The 21,483-nt window shown below is 48.4% G+C and carries 18 protein-coding genes and 1 tRNA gene; 9 read left to right on the forward strand and 10 right to left on the reverse strand.

The window, feature by feature from the left end:
* Positions 1–141: 141 nt before the first annotated feature.
* The 3 genes from ACJJIR_RS05650 to ACJJIR_RS05660 all read left to right on the forward strand — a co-directional run bounded on the left by ACJJIR_RS05650 (position 142) and on the right by ACJJIR_RS05660 (position 6,473).
* Positions 142–516, forward strand: coding sequence for a hypothetical protein (locus tag ACJJIR_RS05650; protein WP_108734070.1), 375 nt, complete (start codon positions 142–144; stop codon positions 514–516).
* Positions 517–666: 150 nt separating this feature from the next.
* The gene (locus ACJJIR_RS05655; RefSeq protein ID WP_444907607.1) at positions 667–2,466 is read left to right on the forward strand and encodes an autotransporter assembly complex protein TamA; all 1,800 of its coding nucleotides are present in this window, start codon (positions 667–669) and stop codon (positions 2,464–2,466) included.
* Complete coding sequence (locus tag ACJJIR_RS05660) at positions 2,466–6,473, forward strand: translocation/assembly module TamB domain-containing protein (protein ID WP_444907608.1); 4,008 nt, start codon at positions 2,466–2,468, stop codon at positions 6,471–6,473. The genes ACJJIR_RS05655 and ACJJIR_RS05660 overlap by 1 nt, the downstream gene beginning before the upstream one ends.
* A gap of 40 nt (positions 6,474–6,513) precedes the next feature.
* Here ACJJIR_RS05660 and ACJJIR_RS05665 read toward each other — a convergent pair whose 3' ends face one another.
* The 8 genes from ACJJIR_RS05665 to ACJJIR_RS05700 all read right to left on the reverse strand — a co-directional run bounded on the left by ACJJIR_RS05665 (position 6,514) and on the right by ACJJIR_RS05700 (position 12,936).
* Complete coding sequence (locus ACJJIR_RS05665; protein WP_444907609.1) at positions 6,514–7,170, reverse strand: hypothetical protein; 657 nt, start codon at positions 7,168–7,170, stop codon at positions 6,514–6,516.
* Positions 7,171–7,453: 283 nt separating this feature from the next.
* Positions 7,454–7,927 (reverse strand): hypothetical protein, encoded by a 474-nt coding sequence (locus ACJJIR_RS05670; RefSeq protein ID WP_444896500.1) that lies wholly within the window; start codon positions 7,925–7,927, stop codon positions 7,454–7,456.
* Between the two features lie 88 nt (positions 7,928–8,015).
* Entirely contained in the window at positions 8,016–9,095 is a 1,080-nt protein-coding gene (locus tag ACJJIR_RS05675) for an acetyltransferase domain-containing protein (RefSeq protein ID WP_413662865.1), read from the reverse strand.
* Positions 9,096–9,620: 525 nt separating this feature from the next.
* The gene (locus ACJJIR_RS05680; RefSeq protein ID WP_413662864.1) at positions 9,621–9,950 is read right to left on the reverse strand and encodes a YceK/YidQ family lipoprotein; all 330 of its coding nucleotides are present in this window, start codon (positions 9,948–9,950) and stop codon (positions 9,621–9,623) included.
* A gap of 260 nt (positions 9,951–10,210) precedes the next feature.
* Complete coding sequence (locus ACJJIR_RS05685; protein WP_444896502.1) at positions 10,211–10,696, reverse strand: DUF6892 domain-containing protein; 486 nt, start codon at positions 10,694–10,696, stop codon at positions 10,211–10,213.
* 141 nt (positions 10,697–10,837) lie between these two features.
* Positions 10,838–11,566, reverse strand: coding sequence for a thiaminase II/PqqC family protein (locus ACJJIR_RS05690; protein ID WP_413662862.1), 729 nt, complete (start codon positions 11,564–11,566; stop codon positions 10,838–10,840).
* A 102-nt stretch (positions 11,567–11,668) separates the two neighbouring features.
* On the reverse strand, positions 11,669–12,517 hold the full coding sequence (locus ACJJIR_RS05695) for a M90 family metallopeptidase (protein ID WP_413662861.1): 849 nt from the start codon (positions 12,515–12,517) through the stop codon (positions 11,669–11,671).
* Positions 12,514–12,936, reverse strand: coding sequence for a nuclear transport factor 2 family protein (locus ACJJIR_RS05700; protein WP_444907610.1), 423 nt, complete (start codon positions 12,934–12,936; stop codon positions 12,514–12,516). The genes ACJJIR_RS05695 and ACJJIR_RS05700 overlap by 4 nt, the downstream gene beginning before the upstream one ends.
* A 184-nt stretch (positions 12,937–13,120) precedes the next feature.
* Between ACJJIR_RS05700 and ACJJIR_RS05705 the strand changes: the two genes are divergently transcribed.
* The gene (locus ACJJIR_RS05705) at positions 13,121–13,879 is read left to right on the forward strand and encodes a substrate-binding periplasmic protein (RefSeq protein WP_444907611.1); all 759 of its coding nucleotides are present in this window, start codon (positions 13,121–13,123) and stop codon (positions 13,877–13,879) included.
* Between the two features lie 179 nt (positions 13,880–14,058).
* Here the strand turns inward: ACJJIR_RS05705 and ACJJIR_RS05710 are convergent, their stop codons facing one another.
* Complete coding sequence (locus ACJJIR_RS05710; RefSeq protein WP_444907612.1) at positions 14,059–14,961, reverse strand: LysR family transcriptional regulator; 903 nt, start codon at positions 14,959–14,961, stop codon at positions 14,059–14,061.
* 152 nt (positions 14,962–15,113) lie between these two features.
* Here ACJJIR_RS05710 and ACJJIR_RS05715 point away from each other — a divergent pair, with 152 nt between their 5' ends.
* The 4 genes from ACJJIR_RS05715 to ACJJIR_RS05730 are packed head-to-tail and all read left to right on the forward strand — an operon-like array spanning position 15,114 to position 18,551.
* Positions 15,114–16,091, forward strand: a complete 978-nt coding sequence (locus tag ACJJIR_RS05715) for a DUF1852 domain-containing protein (RefSeq protein ID WP_444907613.1) — start codon at positions 15,114–15,116, stop codon at positions 16,089–16,091.
* Positions 16,092–16,119: 28 nt separating this feature from the next.
* The gene (locus ACJJIR_RS05720) at positions 16,120–17,148 is read left to right on the forward strand and encodes a methionine synthase (RefSeq protein ID WP_444907614.1); all 1,029 of its coding nucleotides are present in this window, start codon (positions 16,120–16,122) and stop codon (positions 17,146–17,148) included.
* A 25-nt stretch (positions 17,149–17,173) separates the two neighbouring features.
* On the forward strand, positions 17,174–17,686 hold the full coding sequence (locus ACJJIR_RS05725) for a flavin reductase family protein (RefSeq protein ID WP_444907615.1): 513 nt from the start codon (positions 17,174–17,176) through the stop codon (positions 17,684–17,686).
* Positions 17,687–17,711: 25 nt separating this feature from the next.
* Positions 17,712–18,551 carry a sulfite exporter TauE/SafE family protein gene (locus ACJJIR_RS05730; RefSeq protein WP_444907616.1) on the forward strand — a complete coding sequence of 280 codons (840 nt, stop codon included), beginning with the start codon at positions 17,712–17,714 and terminating at the stop codon, positions 18,549–18,551.
* Between the two features lie 446 nt (positions 18,552–18,997).
* Here ACJJIR_RS05730 and ACJJIR_RS05735 read toward each other — a convergent pair.
* Positions 18,998–19,074: transfer RNA gene (locus ACJJIR_RS05735), tRNA-Arg, on the reverse strand.
* 365 nt (positions 19,075–19,439) lie between these two features.
* Here ACJJIR_RS05735 and ftsH point away from each other — a divergent pair.
* Complete coding sequence (ftsH, locus tag ACJJIR_RS05740; protein ID WP_444907617.1) at positions 19,440–21,413, forward strand: ATP-dependent zinc metalloprotease FtsH; 1,974 nt, start codon at positions 19,440–19,442, stop codon at positions 21,411–21,413.
* Positions 21,414–21,483: the final 70 nt, after the last annotated feature.

Genomic DNA, 21,483 nt, shown 5'->3' on the forward strand with positions numbered 1-21,483 from the left:
TCAAGGCCCGCAGAGGCATTACGGAGTTATTCAGAGGCTCCTTAGGAGTAAGGGAGCGTAACCCGGCGCCATTTAGTTTGCTGCGGTTCTGCGCTACCCTTCACTTTATAAACACCAATAATTCACGGTAGAAAAACAGTCATGGTTACTTATTTGTACTGGGCAGCGGTGATTGCCCTGGTTATTGCTTCTCTTTTTATCGGCAGTCGCCTGGGCAGCCTTAAGATCGGCGCAATCGTGGCTGCGGTTTTCTTTGTTGGCGGCTGGCTTGCCTACTACTTTCACTATGAGCAGGTTTTCGTGAAGCGCTTTGGCGGGGTCATGCGTATCTCTGTGCCCGATGGGTACCGCCATATCGGCGCCACCTGGAAGGAAGATAATTTGTGGATCGAGAATTATAACCCCAAAACTAACCAGTGTATTTTCACGGAGTATTCCAAAGGAAATATTCTGGAAGGGCGGGTGATTATCCAGGATTGTAATCCCTTAATGCCCAGCCAAGGCACACAGCCATAGAAGTCCCAAACGCCGAATCGGCTTATTGGCTGCTCAATAAGTCGATTTAATTATCCCAGCTGTTGTCATCAGCTGGATATTCCAGCCTACGGAGGGAACGGATACCCGGATTTTTTGCGGAGTAGCCGCTACTGACATTGGATAAAGATCTTGCGAATTCTCTTTGTCTCCCTACTTGTTGCCCTTCTAGCGCTGCCAATGCAGCTGGCAGCAGCCATCCCATTTTTTGATCGCTTGCCGGGTTTTACCCTGCTGGTGCAGGGCGATCCCCAGCTGCAGGAAAAATTGACCTCCGAACTCAACGAGTTGCGCAAGAACAGTAGTGCGCTGGAAAACTACGAAGATCCGGCAGATATTGCGCACTATGAGCGGGGTAACCTGGAAAAATTACTGCGTGCGCAGGGATATTATGATGCCACTGTGTATGAGTCTGTTTCTGGCAACCAAATTTTCTATAGTGTCACTCCCGGCCCCCAGTACCATATCAAGAGCCTGGATATTATTATGCCGGCCGGTTTGCGGGCAGGCTTTAGTGGTTTGCCTATCCATGTTGGAGATCCCCTGATTGCCAGCAAGGTACTTGAGGGCGTAGAAAAAATTACCAAGTACCTCAATGAAAATGCCTGTCTGTTGAATGTGGATGTCAGCTACCAGGCAACGGTGATTCACCGGGAAGCTGCTGCGAGACTGGAATATCGGGTGGCCCCCAGTCCCGAAGTCCATGTTGGCCAAGTCCGCATTGAAGGAGTCACCTCTATCGAAGAGGACTACCTGTTGGATAAGGTCAAGATTAAATCCGGGGATTGCTTCAGCCGCAGTAAACTGGATGCTGCGCAGTTGCGTCTGCTGCGCACCAACTTAATTGCCAATGTAAATACTGAAGTTTCTGAACCCTACGATGGGTTGGTGGATGTTACTTTTGTTATTCAGGAGCGCAATCACCGCACCATAACCTTGGGGGTGGGGTACACCTCCGATGAGGGAGCCGGTATTTCAGCAGCCTGGGAACATCGCAATGTTTTCCATCGTGGGGAAAAAATTGAAGTCGAAAGTAAGCTGAACGAGGTAAAGCAAACCCTGGAAGGCAAGCTCACTATTCCCCGTTTCTTCCATGACAAGCAACGCTTGACCGCCAGTATTGCTTTGGAAGGAGAGGATGTTGATTCCTACCGTTCAGAGTCCCTGACATTCAGTGCACTGGTATCGAGAAAAATCAGTAAGCATCGCACGCTGAGTGGGGGCGCCGAGCTGAAATTCAGTGAAGTGGACGAGAAGGTGGAAGGGGCAGTTGAAGCAGATGATCCCGATGAAAACTACACACTGTTAGCTTTCCCCCTGGGCTTTAAATTAAACACGACAGACAAACCCCTGGATGCCCGCCGTGGCGCCACTTCTGCGCTGGAAGTAAAACCCTATATCGATCTTAGAAATACCAATACCACCTTTGTTAAAAATACCCTACAGCTCACAGCGTATAAAACAGCCGATGACTGGCGTTATAAGCCCACCTTGGCAATAAGGTTGAAAGCTGGGGCAATTACAGGAGAGTCGAACCTTGAGCTGCCTGCGGATGAGCGCTTTTATGCCGGTGGTGGTGGCTCCGTGCGGGGTTATGGTTACCAGGAGTTGGGTCCGCGACTTATTGAGATTAATGATGAGGGTGAGGAAACCCTCTCCGATGCTATTGGTGGTCGGGGACTCAGCGAGATTTCTTTTGAGGGCCGTTTTCGTTTTACGGATACCTGGGGAGGTGTGATTTTTCTCGATGGCGGCAATGCCTATGAGGACGCAGCGCCCAAGTTTTCCGACCTGTTTTGGGGAACGGGTTTTGGCGTGCGCTATATCACCTCCTTTGCCCCCATCCGCATGGACATCGCCTTTCCCCTCGATCGCCGTGAGGGCATCGATGATCGCTATCAGGTGTATGTGAGCTTGGGGCAGGCATTCTGATGCGCTGGTTGGGCCTGTTTGCGCTGGGCGCTGCCCACTGGGTGGGTGCTTTCCTGCGTGGGCTCTGGCGCTCTCTGGGTGCTGGGGGTTCCCTGGTAACAGGCATTTGTCTGTTCCTCCTGATGTCCGCTATCTATTTCCTCAGCACGGAACCGGGGCGCGTCGGCCTTACTCGTGGGGCTTTTTACGCTGCCGAGCAATTGGTGGACGACCTCGAAATTGAGGCAGAGGGAATTCGCAGTGAAAAATTAGGATTTTGGTTTTTCGAGCGACTGAGAATTGACTATCGAGCTAATACGCTTGCCGAAGCCCAGGACCTGGAAGTTAATCTCAACAGCTTGTCCCGAAATCCCATCGATATCGAGCGAGTGGGGGCCAAAGATTTACTGCTCAACCTGAATATCCTCAATGAACTTCTCTCTGCGCTGGCAGATTCCGGCGAAGAGGAGGTTGAAGTTGTCAGTGAGGAGCAGCCATCGACTACTTGGGAGTTGCTAGTTCCTGGGTTTCGTTTGGCGCAGCTGGATATAGCTCGCCTGCAATTGGTGGACAGCCGGTTGACGGCTATTCCCCCTGTTGCTATTCAGGCTAACGCCCTATATCGATGGCAGGATAAGCCGGCGCAGCTATTTATCGAAGTGAGTGAGCTGAATGGTTCCGAGTTTAATCTCACTGTAAATGGCCGGATGCAGCGCGAGCGCTTTGTAATCGATTTCTCTACCAGTGAGGTGGGCCAGGGGTTTGTCAGCCGACAGCTGCATCTGCCGGAAAATCAGGTATTGGATGCTCGCGGCGAATTATCCCTGCGTAAGCAGGGTGAAAAACTGCTGCTGGATATTAATTCGATCGCAGCTCCTCTAGCAGAACATCAACTGGATCTGACAGGAAGTATCGAAGCCGATATCAATCCCTGGCGCTTATCTTCAACGGGGATTTGGCTGCGAGTGGATGAGCGGCGCAGTACGATTAAAGGCAACATTAGCGCGGACGGTGTCAATGGGACAGTTAACCTCAATCAAATCCCGCTAACACTTTCCCGCCCTTGGCAGGATATCCTGGACAGTGGTTGGCTCAGCGCAGATTTTTCGGTGCAGGGCTCCCTGCAACAGCCGAATATTAATGGCAGCTTACAAGTGGAAAGCAGCTACCGGCAGCAGCCCCTGCAATTGGAGGGCCGGGTCGATACCCAGGCAGGTGTGATTGACTTGCAGGCCTTGTCTTTGCACTTTGCCGGTGCACGGATCGAAGTGCTCGGTAGTGTAGATACGAATTTGAAAGCACTGGATTTGGTAGGAGAGATTGATGAGTTGGGTGTTGAAGAAATTCGCCGGCTTGCAGCTTCGCTACCCCGGGCTGATAGGGTAGATATCCCCACTGCTTTATCCGGCACCTTGCATCAGTTGCGTGTGGAGGCAATCGGCTCATGGAAAAACCCAAACCTCAATTTGTTTCTGAGTGCAGTGAGTGCTTACCACGACTTACAGGGTGAGTTGACGGCGGCGATAAGTGGAAACCTGCACGCGCTGACCATTGATGAAATGGTGTTTACCGGAGAGAAGCTCAATCTGGAAGTGATCGGTCAGCTTGATATTGAACAGAAGCAGTTGGATTTACACGGGCAGATCGATGGCAAAAATATTAGCTTGCGCGATGACCTTGGAGTTGCCGCAGCAGAGGGGGTAAGCCTAGGGGGATCTTCCGAAGTAACGGTCCAGGGGGAGTGGAGTAATCCCCAGGTAAGTATTTTACTGGATTCCAATGGCGTCGCGCAGGATTACCCCTTTAACTTAAAAGGGGAAGCCAGTGGCGATATGGACCTGATAGAGGTCAGTGACTTGCGATTGGAGTTATTTACCAACGGTAATGGCAACCAGTTTGGTTCATCCTCGAGTAGAGGCCCTCAGTCCCCCGTGATTGCCTCAGGTTTTGATAAAGGGGAGCCGGAGCCCCTACAGAGCCAGAGCCGTCTGACAGCTCTCGCTGAAGATGCCCAGCAGTTGGGTCGGGTGGGGGTGGCATTGTTGCAGGCCGATGGCTCCATCGAACCTAGGCAAGACCGATTACAAATTGATATGGGCGCGCGCAATCTACCGCTGTTCCTGGTAGATCTCGTCGGTCTCTCTCTCCCTAACTCGCTTGAAGGGGAGTTGAGCTTGGATGGCAGGATTGATGGGGCTATTTCAAACCCGCAGATTAAAACCAACCTGATCGCCCAGGGAGAGTTTCATCTGGAGCCCTGGCATTTACAGGGTACTTTGGACTATGCAGACAGGAGTCTGGTAACTGATGGTATCGAGCTGCTCTGGGCGGGTCGCAACCAATTATCAATACTGGGTAGCTTGAATGCAGAGCGACTGGATTTAGAGTTGCGCGGCCAGGGTGATCTATCGGATTTGGCGAATAGTTTTTCCAGCGGTAGGGCGGGTAATGGTGATGTCAGCCTTTATGCCAGTATTGGTGGAAGTCCCAAGCAGCCTGAATTCCAAGGGGAGTTGCGCGCTACTGGAGAAGCCCTGGGGCGAGGGCAGCGCGGAATCCAGGTTCAACCGCTTTCGATAGTATTGGATTGGCAGACAGAGAATGGAGAGCTGGATGCATCCCTGATTGCCCAACACGGCGGTAGCAACGCGGTAAATAGCCAAGTAAGTGTCTTGATTGCGCCGATCTTCGAGCAACTATTTGCTGAGAATAATCAAACTGGTGGCCTGCGAAATGTGCCCTTTCAATTGCAGGGGCGCGGTACGGCCGATTTGTCAGTGATTGCGGAATATATTGATCCCCGTGTCCACCGTATGCGCGGTTTGCTCAGTTTCAATGTTGACGGTACCGGAAATTGGCAGCGTCCTCTATTAACCGGCGATATCGAATTGAGTAATGGTCGCTATGAGCACCGACCGAGCCATACTCGCATTGCGGATATTAACTTCTACGCGCAGCTGTCTCCTGAGGAGTGGCGGATTGTACGAGGAAGCGCTACCGATGGTGATGGTGGGCGGATAAATCTGGGAGGGGCGGTCTTTTTACTTCCGGATAGCTCGCCCAGTTTTGATATCGTATTAAGCCTCAGTCGGGCCCACTTGCTGAACTCACCGGGAGTACGCGGTGCAATATCCGGTGATGCCCGTTTGTCGGGCTCAACCCAGGATGCAGAAATTACCGGGCGATTCACTTTGAAGCCGCTGGCTGTACAGATTGAGCAATGGATCGGCAGCAGTGTTCCAGAAATCCAGGTGGTGGAAGTTCAGGTCGATGGCCCACAGGTGCAGCGATCTTCTCCCTTGTTTAGCAAAATTGGATTGGATGTAGAGATTGTTTTGGACCAACAATCCTATGTGCGCGGACTTGGCTTAAATTCCCAATTGCGCGGCGTGGTGGATATTCGAGGCACCGCAGATAAGCCAAAAGCCTCCGGCGAATTAACAATTGTTCGCGGCAGCTTTGATTTATTCGGTAAGAAATTTGATCTGGAAGATGGAGAAATTCGCTTCGAGAATAATGAGGTCGCTATCCTGGTTGAAGGTGTCTATGAATATAGCGATGGAGAAATAACCGCGCAGATATCAGGCACTGCTGCGGACTTGGATATTACATTTACCTCTGACCCCTCGGCCTCTCAGGATGAAATTCTGGCGCAGTTGCTTTTTGGGAAGTCATTATCAGATATTTCACCTTTACAAGCTGTTCGTTTAGTTAGTGTCGTACGCAGTTTGCAGTCGGGTCGAGCGGTATTGGATCCTATCGCCAAGACACGCGAGCTGTTGCACCTGGATACACTCAATATTGAGCAGGAGGAGGGAGACGAAGGTGATGAGTACGCATTGAGCTTGGGCAAATATATTACCAATCGAATTTATGTGGAATTACAGAGAAGTACCGATCCTCTCAGTCCATGGCAGGCGGAGATGCAAATAGAACTTCGGGATAACCTCAACCTGGAGTTTAAAAGTGCCGATGACGGTGACAGCGGTTCCGGTAGTGTAGAGTTACAGTGGAAAAAAGATTATTAGGGTTTTCGCCACTAACCCCCTATCGTTGTAAGAAGCATCGTTAATATTTGGTGATTAGCATATCCGTTATTTTTAACGTGCAACCTGGCTGGGGTGGATTGTTGACGCCCCAGTTGTCGATCACGATCATCATGGATTCATCAAAAATTGCAGGCCCCTTTTCCCGGTAGGCATGCCAAAGCTGATTTGAATGATCGCACTTGGACGCAGATGCTTCACACACTCTTATATCCCATTGATAGGTTCCACTAGCTTCACCCGATATGATTTTCCTGGATGTAAAAGTTATATGCTGTAGGGCACCACTCTTCACCTGTAGGGGACCTGTTTGGCTTGTCCACGCCGCCTGTTTGGGAAGCCCTCCCCAATTGGAAGCGAAACCTCCCGGATCATTGGAGCCTGTTGTTTCTACAAAATCGACTTCCCGCTGCCCCCCGGCCCAACATCCACCGGGTTGTTCACACCAGGGAAACATATAAACGGCAATCCACTCTTTAGCGCCGCACTTACCTGGAGGCACGTCAACCTTAAAGTCAATTGCAGAAATATCTTTCATTCTAATCTCGGTATTCCCGCATAGAACCGCAGATGTATAAGCGCAGGAGCCTTTGGTGTCCTCATCCATAATAATAACAGCAGATCCTTCCGTATTACTTGGTTGAAAGCTGATTTTGGTGCAGCGATTGTTTTTGGCCACTTTGTCATCTTGGTGATTGAATATGGGCTTACATGTTGTTGCTGATGCCAGATTTAAGGTGGATAGGGCAGCAAAAATCAGGAAGAGTCGGGTTGCTTGTAGCATGGTGTGGAGCTTGCAAATTATAAAACTTAATAAATTATAGTTTGTGTCTTGATGATCAGGCTTTAGTAGAAATGTTTAGCCTGTCAATAAGATCAATTTTGGCTGGTAGCACAAAGGTCACTTTCACTTATCCAGAAGGTAACCTTTTTATAGATGAAGTCCAATGATCATTGAGTACTTACAAATGATTCTGAATGTAACTTAAAACATCTGTTGGAGTGCAATTGTCCATAAATCTATCTTGCAGGCTGTAGGCCATTTTTTCCAGAGGTGCACCGTTGTAGCCGTAGGTCTGCATTTCACTGATATAACGTTTGATAAATGACTCTGCTCCCAAGAGAGACCATTGGTGGACATGGACTAACTCATGGAAATGGAGGGAAATGTCCGCAGCAAAAGGTGTTTTGACAAAGTAGGTATCTTTGTAAGTGATACCGGCTACTTCCATGTCGACAAAGTCACCCAGGCCAGCCTGGTAGAGCTCGGGAAACCTCGGTTTTGGAATATTATCAACCACTACAAAGTAGCTTTTGCTAAGAAATTCTTCCGTATAATACCCTGAAAACTTCTCTGTGAACCTTGCGCAAGATTGTCTCTCTTCTTTGAAGTCTATCAGTATTTGATCAATCCATTGGTCTATTTTTTGCAACATCTATATCGTCCTGATTGGGAGGTAACTCTGGGGCTTTGCTCACCCCAGAGTAGAATTTTTAATATGCGAAATAAAGTTGTGCCGAGAGTTATACGTAGGAGTATATCACCGATCCACTTTCTTTTTTCTTTTGAAGATATTTCTTGCAGGGATAGTAAAGTATCGCTATCAGAGCAATCCAGTAAGTATAGGTTCTCAGTAAGTTAGGTGTGTAGCCCTCAGGCCATACTTTGGGGCCGTTGAAGAAATTGGTTGCTACTCCAAACTCTAAGTAGCTCCATAGATGTGCGGACAGATTGATCACTGGGACATGGAGTAAATAGAAGAACAATGAGGCCTGCCCAAAGAGGAGCAATACATCCAGTATTCGGTTTTGCCGATTTTCAACGATAGCCATGATCAAGAAAACTATACTCATTGTCATAAGGATATAGCTGAACGACATTGGGTATTTGGCGGTGTTGATAAAGCCCGGAAGCCCCTGCTGTGAATTCCAATCATTGGGGTCGCCAAAGCCTATTAGTCTAACTGCAATAAATATAATCGATAGCGCAGTTGCTGTTGTTATTAGTAGACGCACTCGTTGCTTGTTTGCCATCTCGTAAAGAGGCCCAAATACATAGCCAAGGTACATAAGAGCAAAGAGGGGAATAATATTGTAAGCAGCAAAAATACCGGTGTTGAACTCGAAAAGTCTAAAACTAGTGCGTACATGCGCAAGAATCCAAAGCCATTCATAGCCACCTAATAGCTGGCGCATGAAGTCATCATTCAGGTATCCATGTAAGGATATTACGGCCAGGCAAACGATGGTGGTCCATATCATTGGCAAATAGATTAAGCCCGCCAGTATGATCATGGATACGCCCAGGGCCCAGATTACCTGTACAAAAGCGTAATTATAAGCAAACTGCCAAGAGAGGTTTACCAAGGTTAGTTCGAGGATAACTAGTACTAACCCTCGAAGTATTAAGAATTTTGCCAACTCCGGCTTGGAGTTAAGTTTTTTACCGTGAAAGTAGGCACTCAATCCTGTAAGAAATATAAATCCAGGGGCACATATATGCGTGATCCAACGAGTTAAAAACAAAGCGATGGAGGATTGGGATAGGTCCAATGGGTCAAACTGAGTCGAAGTCCAATAATCTCGAGTATGATCGAGGGCCATAATAATTACTAATATACCTCTAGTGATGTCTATTGCTGGATATCGCAATTTGTTATCTCCAAAGTTAGTGAGTTCTATAGCGTTTTCTCTCTAAGGGTTCTTGTTACTTTGAGGTTGGAACATAAGACAGTTAAAGAGAGCTATAAATGATGTCTCTTGGTCTTTGTTTGTTGTTGTTTGGAGGCAGGTGGGAGCTGTCTGCCTTTCATATTGTACATATATTCTTCAGGCAACCAATTGCTTTTTAATTGTGTGATATGTAGGTGGAGGGACGATAGTGCAGGCATTTTGGTTCTGGCAAGTCCAAGAAATTTTGTCCACCTAATAATCAATATTATTTAATTTGTTTAGTTTTGCTTTTAGCCTAGGGGCAGCTAGAGGCCGGATCATGGATTTGAAAGTAAGACAAAATCAGTGATCGCGGCCTGTTCCCAATAAAAATATTTTTCTGTGGTTAAAAGAGAGACTTTTCAGTTGGGCTTATTAATAACTACTTTAAAATTGTTAATCTACAGGTGGAGCATATCAGTTTACTTCGATATTACCATGCTTCGCCTGAGTCACTACGGTATACGGCAAAACAACGGTATCAGCGGCTACAGAAAAAACAGCATCTATAGCTACCAGTGGAACACGGTTGATAGTTGATCCAGTATTTACAGTCTGACTGGGTTCGCTATTTAGCAAGCAAAAGGAGTAAGAGGTTCCGCTATAAACTCTTGGAATACTTTCGCAATAGCTTTTGTGGCCTCTATGAGTGATATCTACCTGATTATTCTTAGGGTTAACTGTCTTCACTGTGGCACATGATACACAAACTAGAGAGGCTGATACTAAAGAAATAATACGTTTCACAAACTAATCCTTGCTGATGTGATCTTTTGCGGGGCTATAGAGTAGTGTTTTCTAAATTAGTTCCAGATTTTGCGTGTACTATAAGTAATATCTGTACTCAATTGGAAGTGAGGAAAGTCAAAATTTTCACATCTGAGGTTTACTTTGTCGCTGCTTGGCGGTATCTCAAACTCAGAACATTAGTTTCAAGTAAAGGGCGGACTGATATACGATATTGGTTAGAATTTAAATATTTTTTGCCTGATAGTAATTTTTTAGAGTTATACCCATTTGGCCTCTATGCCTTTTCTTTTGAAATCTTCTAAAATTTCTGGATTTTCTTCATTGTAGAAAAGTATGAGCTTTTTCAGGTTTGGTAGGAGGTTTGTGTCTTCGGTGGAATGGATATCAAAGTCGTCAGTAGTTCCACACCAGAAGGGAATGATTTGTAACCAGATATGGCCACCCCCATCCTGATGAAGGTCAGTAATATCGTTTAGCCATTCTTTCTTAATTGGAATGGACCGGAAGTGGTCGAGAGCTTCGGGGATAGGCTCGTACCCTTCTTCTTCTATATCTATATTTCTTTTGGTGTAACTATCGGCAAACTGAAAAATATCGAATTCAGGCTGTATTATCTTATAATGGTACATCAACTTATCCAAGACTAATAACCTGAAGTTTTCATCTTTGAATTCTGCATATTCGCTCATTTTTAAGTCCGCCTTTTCTTCCCATATAAGTATTGTGAAATCCATTTTTTTCATTGTCTACAATATATTTCGTAATAGGGGAAGTTCTTTCGGCTTGAACGAATAAAAGTAGTTTTTACTAGGTTGGTCAAGAATTTTAGGTATTTCTTTGGCGGTTAAGTAATGTCGGAAAGTTGGAGGATTTGAGTTATCGTACTAATTGCGAATGTTGCTTGTTTCAAATGCCCGCCAAAACTCCCGCTCATAGGCTTGGATTAACCGCACGCGAATGGCAATATCATTTTCTCGAACACCTGAAGCTAGTCCCCTTGCAATTATATCGATAGCCTGTTCCCTGAACCCTTCTGGAAGTTGGCTAAAAGTCATTAAGAAACTGAGCTGTTCATTAGTAAAGCGTTTATTTTGTTTGAGAGCTTTTGCAACGCGCTCAGCATTTTTGCCAAAACTCTGAAAGTTTATTAACAGGGCAGCGGCAATTTCGGCGGGTGTAGCGTAGTTGGCTAGCCAGGTAGTATAGGCTGGATAGGCTTGGGCACCTGCGAGTGGTTGGTACTGGGCGATCTGCTCGGGTGAGATGCCCAATGCTTGAATCAGATTGGGTAGCAGGGTATTAGCTTGAATTTCTGCTGTCGTAATTCGAGTAAAAAATGCTCTGGTACTATGTCCCGGTAAGCCACCAAAACGATGCAGAGATAGTGCATTACTTCTCAAGTCCGATAAGTTAATAAGGCGTTGCTCCATTGCAAAAGCCTGTAACTTAGCGTCCGGTAGAGTATTTTTTTCCAGCTGTAGAACAAAGACAGGAGTAGGGCCCTTGAGATACAGTTTTTCAAGGCGCTCTATCAGAGCTTTTGCATCCTGTTGGTTTGTGGCGATATCTGCTGTGGCCGGTTGAGTCATGGCCAAAAGAACAACCAGTCCCACAAGAGCGAATCTTAAACAATGCGTATTGGCCACTATTCCAACTCCGCTGGTGCACGAAATAAGCATAGCAGGAAGACAGAAACCGGACTGGTAGCGTATTTGTCAGGCCACAGTACTTTTTCCGCGTATTAATTCGGCGGGATCAATTCGATAGAAATGACTTAACTCCTTATAGAGTTCCGGGTGTAAGGCGTGCATAGCCGTTGGGATCGTATAGAAACTTTCTGTTGCTACAGCAAAGAACTCAGCGGGAGACTGGGCGCCGTATAAATCGAGCACAGAGGGTGTATCACCAGGAAACTCACCGAATTCAGCTCTTTGTCTCAAACGGTGGAATTCCCGGCTCATAACCTCAGCCCAGGTGGCCCCTTCATCACTGCTTTCAAATAGAGGGCGGCCATCAAAGTAACCATCCTCTTCATCGACTTTGTGGGCGAACTCGTGCAGGGCGACATTGTGGCCCCGTTCAGGCGATTGTAAATCTTTCTCCAGGTCACCCCAGGAGAGGACTACGGGTCCACGATAATGTGCCTCCCCTTCACGGGCACTGTGCCTGGCTGTTTCTATATAGCCTTCCCGACGTGTTTCGTGAGCGACATAGGTGTCCGGGTAGAGCAACAGGCTGTAAAGGTTGGGGTAGCATTCATTCTTGCGGCCCAATAGGAGTAGGCAGGCATGGGCAGCGATGGCCACCTTCATGCGTTCATTGACCTGAAGCCCCTCGCAACCGACAAACTCTTTGCCGTGGAGAAATAGGGCGATATTACTGCATAACTCTTGCTGTTGATTGGAGTTAAGGTAGTGATAGAGAGGAAGATTTTCCCTAATGAGTTGTAGCTGTTCCCGTGTTAAGGGTTGTGAGCGGAGGTAAAAAATGCGCCACTGTCGGTAGAAGTGGGGAACCAGCCATATCGCCAGGGCCAGCAGGATAATTGCGATAAAAGCACTCACAGCTTAAACGCCGGTTGTTTGCGTGAGATATTATCTTCCAGCTTAAATTCTTGGCAGGGAGTCCCCTGGTGAAATTTCATTTGCCACTGCCCTTTACTTCTAACCCAAATAGATGATCGCTTACAAAACCCCTTGTACTCCCCTTGCTGGCCTCGCCGTGCAGATTTATACAACAGCATAATGACTGTGTCAGAGAGAGGAATGCATTCATAGTTTTGGCTGTGAATTTCCCAGCCCGTATTTTCCTCCTGTTGCATTGATCGCACTATTGCCTTGAAATCAAAGGTCCGCCCGGATTTCCCTACCTCTATAAAATCAGGGCTTAGTAGCTTGCATATGACTTCAGGGTCTTTGCGTATCTTGAACTGATGCAGCTTTGTTTCATTCTCAATCAGAATATCGGCAATCTCATGTATCACTGTTTTACCCGGTATGCCCCAGTTGCGACAAATTACTATTTGCCTGGTTTTAGAATGGGGAGTTTACTGCCGAATTCAAGGTTTCGGGTGGATAGAGTAATCCGGAAGCGAAGCTTGATAAATGGGGGATGTCTGCCAACACTTAGAGCGTCTGGGTGATTTTCCTGTCACTGTGGAGAAGCTTATGCGTTCGCTATTGGCCTTTCTTGTCTTGATGTTTGGAGTCTGCATCCAGGTGCTGGCCCAGTCCGGCGAAACTCCGTTAAAAGTAGCGATCGCGGGGGATGCACCGCCCTATGTGATTGACGGTGCGACCAGTGGTTTGGAAATAGATATCGTTCGGCAAGCTCTCCCTGGCTATAAGTTGGAGTTCGTACAGATGGGGTTTGCGGAGACGGCCCCGGCACTTGAGCAGGGTATGGTTCAGGCAGCGGTGAATGTACTCAAGAAGAATGATGGCCTATTTTACTCGAACAATATGATCAGCTTTGCCAATTACGCTATTGCTAAAGCCAGCGCAGAAATGAAGATTGGCAGTATTGCAGATCTCGCGGGCAAGAAAGTGATCACTTGGCAGGGAGCTCCTATGGATCTTGGGCCCGAATTTGAAAAAATGTTTGGGCCCAATGGCACCCAGAAACAAAATGTTATGCAGGCGCCAACAGCTCGTGACTTGGTTGCCCAATTCTGGAAAATGCCAGATGCGGTCGCCGTGGTGGATATGGAGCTATTTAAGTACTACAGCAATAAAATGGGCCATACCATGGCTCAGGTTGACCTATTCCAGATATTCCCGATGATGACAGACTTTCGAGTCGGTTTCCGCGATGAAAAAGTGCGAGATGACTTTAATCGCGGGCTGGCAGAGCTGTGCAGCAGTGGCCGCTACAAGGCCCTATTGCAGAAATACGATGTGGTGCAAAAGCAGGATATTTGTAAGTAGATAGCCTGAAACTGCGGAACAATTAATCGAGAAAGAAGGGGCCAGAATCTTGTGATTTAGGCCTTTCTTGATTGGTGTAGTGGGGCGGGTTCGGATCTACTGCACCTAGTTCGTTGCCGGCAAATAGAGACTTGCTGCTTAATGAATTCTTGCGGGGTTATCGATAAATCTTATCGGTATTAGGTCCCAGTTTCTGAGTGCTCATAACCTCTGGCCAGTTTGATAAAAGCGCTCAGGTATTCAACCTCGCTGTCGTCTTCACGAGTTCCTAAGAAAATCTGTTTGGCAATACCTTGTTGTCCGAGGCGCACCACCGAAAGTGCCAGCTTGGTAGAGTACTCCTCTGCAAGCCAGCGAGGCAGGGCTGCGACCCCGCGGCCGCTGGCCACCATCTGTAGCATGATGTCGGTAGTTTCACTGGTCTTGTGGCGCAGTGGCACCACGCCCACAGGGTTGAGAAACTGGGTATAGATATCCAGGCGGTCCGGCGGCACGGGGTAAGTTAACAACACCTGATCCCGTAGGTCTTCTGCTGTCAGGTACTTTCGCTTTGCCATTGGGTGATCTCGAGGGACGACCAGCACCTGCTCGTAGTCAAATACGGGATCGAAGCGCAGTCCGGCTTTATAGAAAGGGTCAGGGGTAACTAGCAGGTCGATTTCGTAACCCAGTAAAGCGCCGAGACCTCCAAACTGAAATTTCTGCTTAACATCCACATCCACGTCCGGCCAATCTTCCAGAAATGGCGACACTACTTTCAGTAACCACTGATAGCAGGGGTGGCATTCCATACCGATACGCAGGGTACCGCGCTCACCTTGAGCCATTTGCTTTAGCTTGCTCTCAGCATGTTCCAGTTGTGGCAGGACACGGTTGGCCAATCCAAGTAGATATTCACCAGCCTGGGTCAAGCGCAAGCTGCGGCCCTCACGCAACCAGATAGGGGCCCCGAGGTTCTGTTCCAGTTTGCGTACCGTGTGGCTCAGCGCCGACTGGGTTAGGCAGAGGTGCTTGGCCGCTGCGGTTAGCGAACCGTGATGGTCTACGGCCTGGATTATTGTTAAGTGCGTGCGCTCTAGCATAGCTGTACCCGAGCAATCCATGAATAAATTTAATGGATAGTTGAAAATATACCATTTTTGTTCATTTATAAAGAGCCTTATCCTGCCTGGCAATGTCAATCACCAAGCCACGAACTCAGTTTTTGTCTTAGGAATCAGGATACCAGGCCGCAATGAATAAAGAGTTTGCATTCAGCATCAAGAATTTACGCTTTGATGAAAACTATCGTCCAGCGGATAGCACGCGGATCACCACCAATTTTGCGAACTTGGCGAGAGGGGAGAGCCGTCGGGATAACTTGCTCAACACCTTGAGAATGATTGATCGTCGTTTCAATGCCTTGGCGCATTGGGACAACCCTAGTGCAGATCGTTACTCTGTAGAGCTGGATATTATTTCCGTTGATATTGATATTGAAGGCAACGGAGAAGCCTTTCCTACCATTGAAGTATTGAAGACGAATATTGTTGATCATAAAAACAATCAACGGATTGAGGGCATAGTAGGAAACAACTTTTCTTCATATGTGCGGGATTATGATTTTAGCGTGTTGTTGTTGGAGTATAACAAGAAGCAAGACAAGTTTAGCCTTCCTGAGGGCTATGGTGATCTTCACGGGAAAATTTTTCAATCGTTCCTGAATTCAAATGCCTACAAGGATAATTTCAGCAAGCCCCCTGTTATTTGTCTGAGTGTATCAAGCAGTAAAACTTATCATCGAACTGAAAACCGGCACCCCGTGCTGGGTGTTGAGTATCGGCAGGACGAATACTCTTTAACTGATGAGTATTTCGAGAAAATGGGTTTGCAGGTTCGCTATTTTATGCCGCCGGATAGTGTTGCCCCTTTGGCTTTTTACTTCCAAGGTGATTTGCTTGGTGATTATACGAATCTTGAGCTTATTGGCACTATCAGCACGATGGAGACCTTTCAAAAGATATATCGACCTGAAATATACAATGCAAATTCTGTAGCGGGGACCTGCTATCAGCCCAGCTTGAAGCACCAGGATTATTCACTGACTAAAATTGTTTATGACCGGGAAGAGCGTAGCCAGCTGGCTATAAAGCAAGGGAAGTTTACTGAAGAACAATTTATCAAGCCATACAGAAGTATCCTTGATCAGTGGGCCGCTAATTACGCGCTTTAATTAACAAATATAGATAAGATTATTTTTCATGAATCGCCTATTGCCAACTTCAAGCGCTGGAAGCTTGCCCAAACCATCCTGGCTCGCAGAGTCTGAGAAACTTTGGTCTCCCTGGAAATTACAGGGCGATCAATTACATGAGGGTAAGCAGGATGCCTTGCGCCTGACCTTACAAGAGCAACAACAAGCCGGTATCGATATCGTTAGTGACGGGGAGCAAACCCGCCAGCATTTTGTGACCACATTTATCGAGCACCTCAACGGCGTTGACTTCGAGAAGCGGGAAACCGTTAAAATCCGCAATCGCTATGAAGCGAGTGTACCGACAGTTGTTGGCGAAGTATCTCGTCAACAACCAGTGTTTGTTCAAGATGCCAAGTTTCTACGCAAGCAAACCAGTCAAGCTATCAAGTGGGCATTACCTGGCCCCATGACAATGATTGATACTCTCTACGATAGCCACTACAAAAGCCGCGAAAAGCTCGCCTGGGAATTTGCCAAAATTCTCAATCAGGAAGCGCGTGAGTTAGAGGCTGCTGGTGTTGATATTATTCAATTTGATGAGCCCGCATTTAATGTGTTTTTTGATGAGGTGAATGACTGGGGGATTGCCACTTTAGAAAAAGCCATTGAGGGGCTGAAATGCCAAACTGCCGTACATATTTGCTACGGCTACGGCATCAAAGCCAATACAGACTGGAAGAAAACTCTGGGGTCAGAGTGGAGGCAATATGAAGAAGCGTTTCCAAAACTGCAAAAATCCAATATCGATCTGATTTCGCTCGAGTGCCACAACTCCCATGTCCCAATGGATCTCCTTGAGCTTATTCGTGGTAAAAAAGTGATGGTGGGCGCTATTGATGTGGCAAGCAACACGATTGAAACACCGGAGGAAGTAGCCGATACCATACGAAAAGCACTCAAGTATGTGGATGCTAAGGATCTCTATCCCTGTACGAACTGTGGTATGGCGCCTCTATCCCGCCAAGTTGCAAACGGTAAGCTCAATGCGTTAAGTGCAGGTGCAGAAATTGTTCGAAGAGAGCTCTCGGTTTAGCTGTCTACAATATTTAGGTGTCCCCATGTCACTTTCCAGTACAGCTATAGAACCATTGCGCTTTCGCGAAGCGCTGGGGCATTACGCCTCCGGTATTACGGTGATCGCATCGCACTGTGAAGGTGAGCCGATAGGCTTCACCTGCCAGTCGTTTTATAGCGTATCGACGAACCCGCCATTAGTGTCATTCAGCGTTATGTCGAGTTCGTACAGCTACCCCAAAATTCGTCAGGCAGGCCGATTTTCAGTCAATATCCTGTCGGATGATCAGGTCAAGATTTCCAACCAGTTTGCTCGTCAAGGCGCGGACAAATGGAGCGAAGTTGAATGGCAGGAATCGCCGCTGGGGAATCCCATTATCGCCGGCAGCCTGCATTGGCTTGACTGTGAAATTCATGCTGAACACGCTGCGGGAGATCACCTGATTGTGATTGGTGAGGTGAAGGCGTTAAACCTACAAAAAGCTGCTGCAAGGCAGCCACTTCTGTATTTCAAGGGTCAATATCGCAACCTTACTGCGGTGTCCCCAGTCGGGTAATACATGTGAGCAACGGGTTGCGGACATGCGGCCCCATCGCCTGCTCCCAGAAGAAACCCGCATCAATCAATTCGAGGAATTTATGGAATTTCTACTCTACCTGCTGCTAGGGGCTGTGGCCGGGGTGTTGGCCGGTTTGTTTGGCGTCGGTGGTGGCATCATCATTGTACCTGTGCTGGTGTTCAGTTTTACAGCTCAGGGTATCGATCCGCATGTACTGACTCACCTGGCTGTGGGCACTTCGCTAGCGACTATTGTGTTTACTTCGATTAACTCGGTTCTGGAGCATCAGCGCAAAGGCGCGGTGCTATGGCCGACGTTTGCCTGGATGAGCCTGGGTATTCTTCTCGGTGCAAGTCTCGGCTCCTTTACTGCGGCAGCTATTCAGGGGCCGATGCTACAAAAGATTATTGGTGTATTTGCTATCACCATTGCCATTCAAATGGCACTGGAGCTTAAGCCCAAGGCCAGTCGCGCTGTTCCCGGCAAGCTGGGGCTGACAGCGGCCGGCGGGGTAACAGGCTGGGCCTCTGCCATCTTTGGCATCGGCGGCGGCACACTGACAGTACCCTTTCTAACCTGGCGCAGCGTGCCGATGCAGCAAGCAGTGGCAACTTCCTCAGCCTGTGGTCTGCCGATTGCTGCCGTCGGCGCTCTGAGTTTTGTGGCTATTGGTTGGCAGCAACCTGAACTGCCGCAGTGGAGTTTTGGTTTTATCTACCTGCCAGCCATGGTCGGCATCGCTATCACCAGCATGTCCTTCGCCCGTTTTGGAGCGCGACTGGCCCACAAGTTATCTCCGCGATTGCTTAAGCGTTTGTTTGCCCTGCTGTTGCTCTGCGTGGGTGGGAGTTTTCTTCTCTGAGGCATCAATGAATTGCAGTCTATCGATTGCTATCTCGGTGTAGGCGCGGCTGCAAAGGTGGGAGGGGGCTTCAATCCTCTTCCAGGTGCGATCGGGCCCAAGTTAGGAGTATTAACTCCTTACTTTCTTTTGTGTGTCGAAATCTCTGGTCGAGCACAGGACCCTAGTGAGATGAAAATGGATTAACGTATCTGGAGGTTGGACAGTTGGTGCAATTGCTCCCGCTGACTGATGTGCGCATATCTATCCGCTGTATGGAGCGAATGAAAAAGATTGTTTTTAACCCTGTTGGGTCATTCAAGTTGTTTGTGATTGCTTGAAGTGAAGGGGGGTTGCTGGGGTAGGGCGAGGCCGCGAAGAATAAATTGTGCAAAGAGCAGTTTGGCACTAGCTGTTCTACAACAAAAAAGGGCTTACGTCGTGAAACGTAAGCCCTTTTCTTTGTATGGCGCGCTCGGGAGGATTCGAACCTCCGACCGCCTGGTTCGTAGCCAGGTACTCTATCCAGCTGAGCTACGAGCGCGTCGTTATGGGTGCGAACTATAGAGAGTTGATTCGTTGCCGTCAACCTCTTTTTGAAAAAAATCCTTAAAAATCCGCAACTTATCGAGTTTCTGGGGCCCTCTGGGAGCGGTCGACCAGTCTCGACAGGGCGCGAATTCTGCCGTGCCTTTCCTCAATTTGCAAGTCTTACTTTGAAAAATATGCCTTGAGTACCGATTGCGCCAGTGATCCAGGGGCGAGGCATTAAATTCTTCGGTGTGATTGGCGGCGAACTATACTCATTACTCTACCGGGATTCCGATGATTCGCACCTTTTCCATTGCCCATTGCCAGGTCCGGCCTATCTTCCGGCGGCAGGCTTCTCCAGAGATATAGTGAGAATATATGGCGGACGAGCAGGACCAAGAGCGAAAGCTGCCGCAGGGGGAGTCTCCTTCACCGCCATCGGGAAAGCCGGTTCCGCAAGGGCCGCTGAATTGGCTTCAGTACTTCCTGTGGATTTTCCTTTTAATACTGACTGTACAGTACTGCACTAACGGACAGCTTTCTGGCAAGCGGACTGAGTTAGCTTACAGTGACTTTAAGAAAGAGGTCGCCGAAGGCAAAGTTGCCAGCGTGGTTATCGAGGGGGATAGAGTCAGCGGCACTTTTAAGCCGGAGGCGGGCAAGCTGCCGGCGTCAAGCACTGGCGAGAAAGAAAAAAAGGCTCCACCGCCGGAGCACTTCACAACCATTTTACCTTCCGTTCAAGACCCCGAACTGCTACCCCTTCTGGAAAAGGAGAAGGTGGAAATCCTGGCAGAGTCTCCGGGAGGGGGCTTTATGCAGCGGATGTTGATTCTGCTTCTGCCCTGGATACTGATTATTGGGCTCCTGGTTTGGATGGGGCGGCGAATGCAGGAAAAGATGGCCAGTGGAGCTCCCGGCAGTCCCTTCGGTTTTGCTCGATCACCAGCAAAGCGGTTTGAGCGCAGTGAGTCTCAAGTGACTTTCGATGATGTGGCCGGGTTGGCAAATGCGAAGAAGGACCTGCAAGAAGTGGCGGGGTACCTTAAGAACCCGGAGCACTATCGCAAGCTCGGAGCGAAGATCCCCCGGGGCATTTTATTGATGGGCCCTCCCGGCACTGGCAAAACCCTGATGGCGAAAGCGCTGGCCGGTGAGAGTGAAGCGCCATTTTTCAGTATTAGTGGCTCTGAGTTTATTGAGATGTTTGTAGGAGTGGGTGCTTCCCGTGTGCGGGATATGTTTGCCGAAGCCAAGAAAGATGCTCCTTCAATTATCTTTATCGATGAGATTGACTCCGTCGGCCGGGCGCGGGGAACGGGTGTTGGTGGCGGACACGATGAGCGGGAGCAGACGCTCAATCAGATCCTTGGTGAGATGGATGGCTTTGATCCCCAGGAGGCGGTGGTGGTGGTTGCGGCAACCAACAGGCCCGACGTTCTCGATGCGGCACTGCTAAGACCGGGGCGCTTTGACCGAAAAATTACTCTGGACCTTCCAGATAAGGCCGCACGCAAGGAAATTCTTGAGATTCATTCCCGCGATGTCCCATTGCACGGCAAGGTGGATCTGGAGCGGCTCGCGGCTCTGACTGCAGGTTTTGCCGGCGCAGATCTGGAAAATCTGATAAATGAGGCTGCGCTGTTGGCGGGGCGAGAAGATAAGTCTGCGGTGGATATGGATTGTTTATTGAGGGCGAGGGATAAAGTGGTTCTCGGTGGCGAGCGCGAAATGGTTATCAGTGAGGAGGACAAGCGGATTATCGCCTACCACGAAGCGGGACATGCGCTGGTAGCAACGCTATTGCCGAATGCAGACCCCTTGGAGAAGGCGACTATTATTCCCAGGGGGCACAGTCTCGGCGCTACCGAGCAGATTCCCACGGAAGAACATCACAGTATGCAGGTCAGTTATCTCCGCGATCGTATCGGCGTAATGCTTGGGGGGAGGGTTGCTGAGCGGGTGGTGTTCAAGGAGGTGAGCACTGGTGCTGAGGCAGATTTAAAGCAGGCGACGCGACTGGCCCGTCACATGGTGACGCACTGGGGGATGAGTGAAAAATTAGGCCCCGTTGCTTTCCGCCGGGGAGAGGAGCATATATTCCTGGGGCGCGAGATGGCCCAGCAGAAGGACTTCAGCGAACACACCTCAGAGATTATTGATGACGAAATTATTGCTTTGATCAGCGGTATTGAGATGAAAGTAGATCAGTTGCTGACAAAAAATCGCAAGAAATTGGATGCATTGGCTGGGGCTCTTTTGGAAAAAGAAACCCTCGATGCAGCGGAAATAAATGAAATACTTTCCCATGTGGCTGCGGGTGGTGATGACACATCTATTGCGCCGAAATAGCTCCTGGCTTTAATGGAAATTTATTTTTCAGGCGGACCCACTGGTCAAATTTAATGTATTTAAAAGTACC

It is taken from the genome of Microbulbifer maximicatervae (SeqCode), from assembly GCF_052467385.1.

Excerpts from the sequence above, each read along its gene's own strand:
- ACJJIR_RS05685 (WP_444896502.1), bottom strand. The coding sequence starts at position 10,696 with ATGAAAAAAATGGATTTCACAATACTTATATGGGAAGAAAAGGCGGAC.
- ACJJIR_RS05650 (WP_108734070.1), top strand. The coding sequence starts at position 142 with ATGGTTACTTATTTGTACTGGGCAGCGGTGATTGCCCTGGTTATTGCT.
- ACJJIR_RS05715 (WP_444907613.1), top strand. The coding sequence starts at position 15,114 with ATGAATAAAGAGTTTGCATTCAGCATCAAGAATTTACGCTTTGATGAA.
- ACJJIR_RS05725 (WP_444907615.1), top strand. The coding sequence starts at position 17,174 with ATGTCACTTTCCAGTACAGCTATAGAACCATTGCGCTTTCGCGAAGCG.
- ACJJIR_RS05730 (WP_444907616.1), top strand. The coding sequence starts at position 17,712 with ATGCGGCCCCATCGCCTGCTCCCAGAAGAAACCCGCATCAATCAATTC.
- ACJJIR_RS05710 (WP_444907612.1), bottom strand. The coding sequence starts at position 14,961 with ATGCTAGAGCGCACGCACTTAACAATAATCCAGGCCGTAGACCATCAC.
- ACJJIR_RS05720 (WP_444907614.1), top strand. The coding sequence starts at position 16,120 with ATGAATCGCCTATTGCCAACTTCAAGCGCTGGAAGCTTGCCCAAACCA.
- ACJJIR_RS05660 (WP_444907608.1), top strand. The coding sequence starts at position 2,466 with ATGCGCTGGTTGGGCCTGTTTGCGCTGGGCGCTGCCCACTGGGTGGGT.
- ftsH (WP_444907617.1), top strand. The coding sequence starts at position 19,440 with ATGGCGGACGAGCAGGACCAAGAGCGAAAGCTGCCGCAGGGGGAGTCT.
- ACJJIR_RS05670 (WP_444896500.1), bottom strand. The coding sequence starts at position 7,927 with ATGTTGCAAAAAATAGACCAATGGATTGATCAAATACTGATAGACTTC.
- ACJJIR_RS05705 (WP_444907611.1), top strand. The coding sequence starts at position 13,121 with ATGCGTTCGCTATTGGCCTTTCTTGTCTTGATGTTTGGAGTCTGCATC.
- ACJJIR_RS05675 (WP_413662865.1), bottom strand. The coding sequence starts at position 9,095 with ATGGCCCTCGATCATACTCGAGATTATTGGACTTCGACTCAGTTTGAC.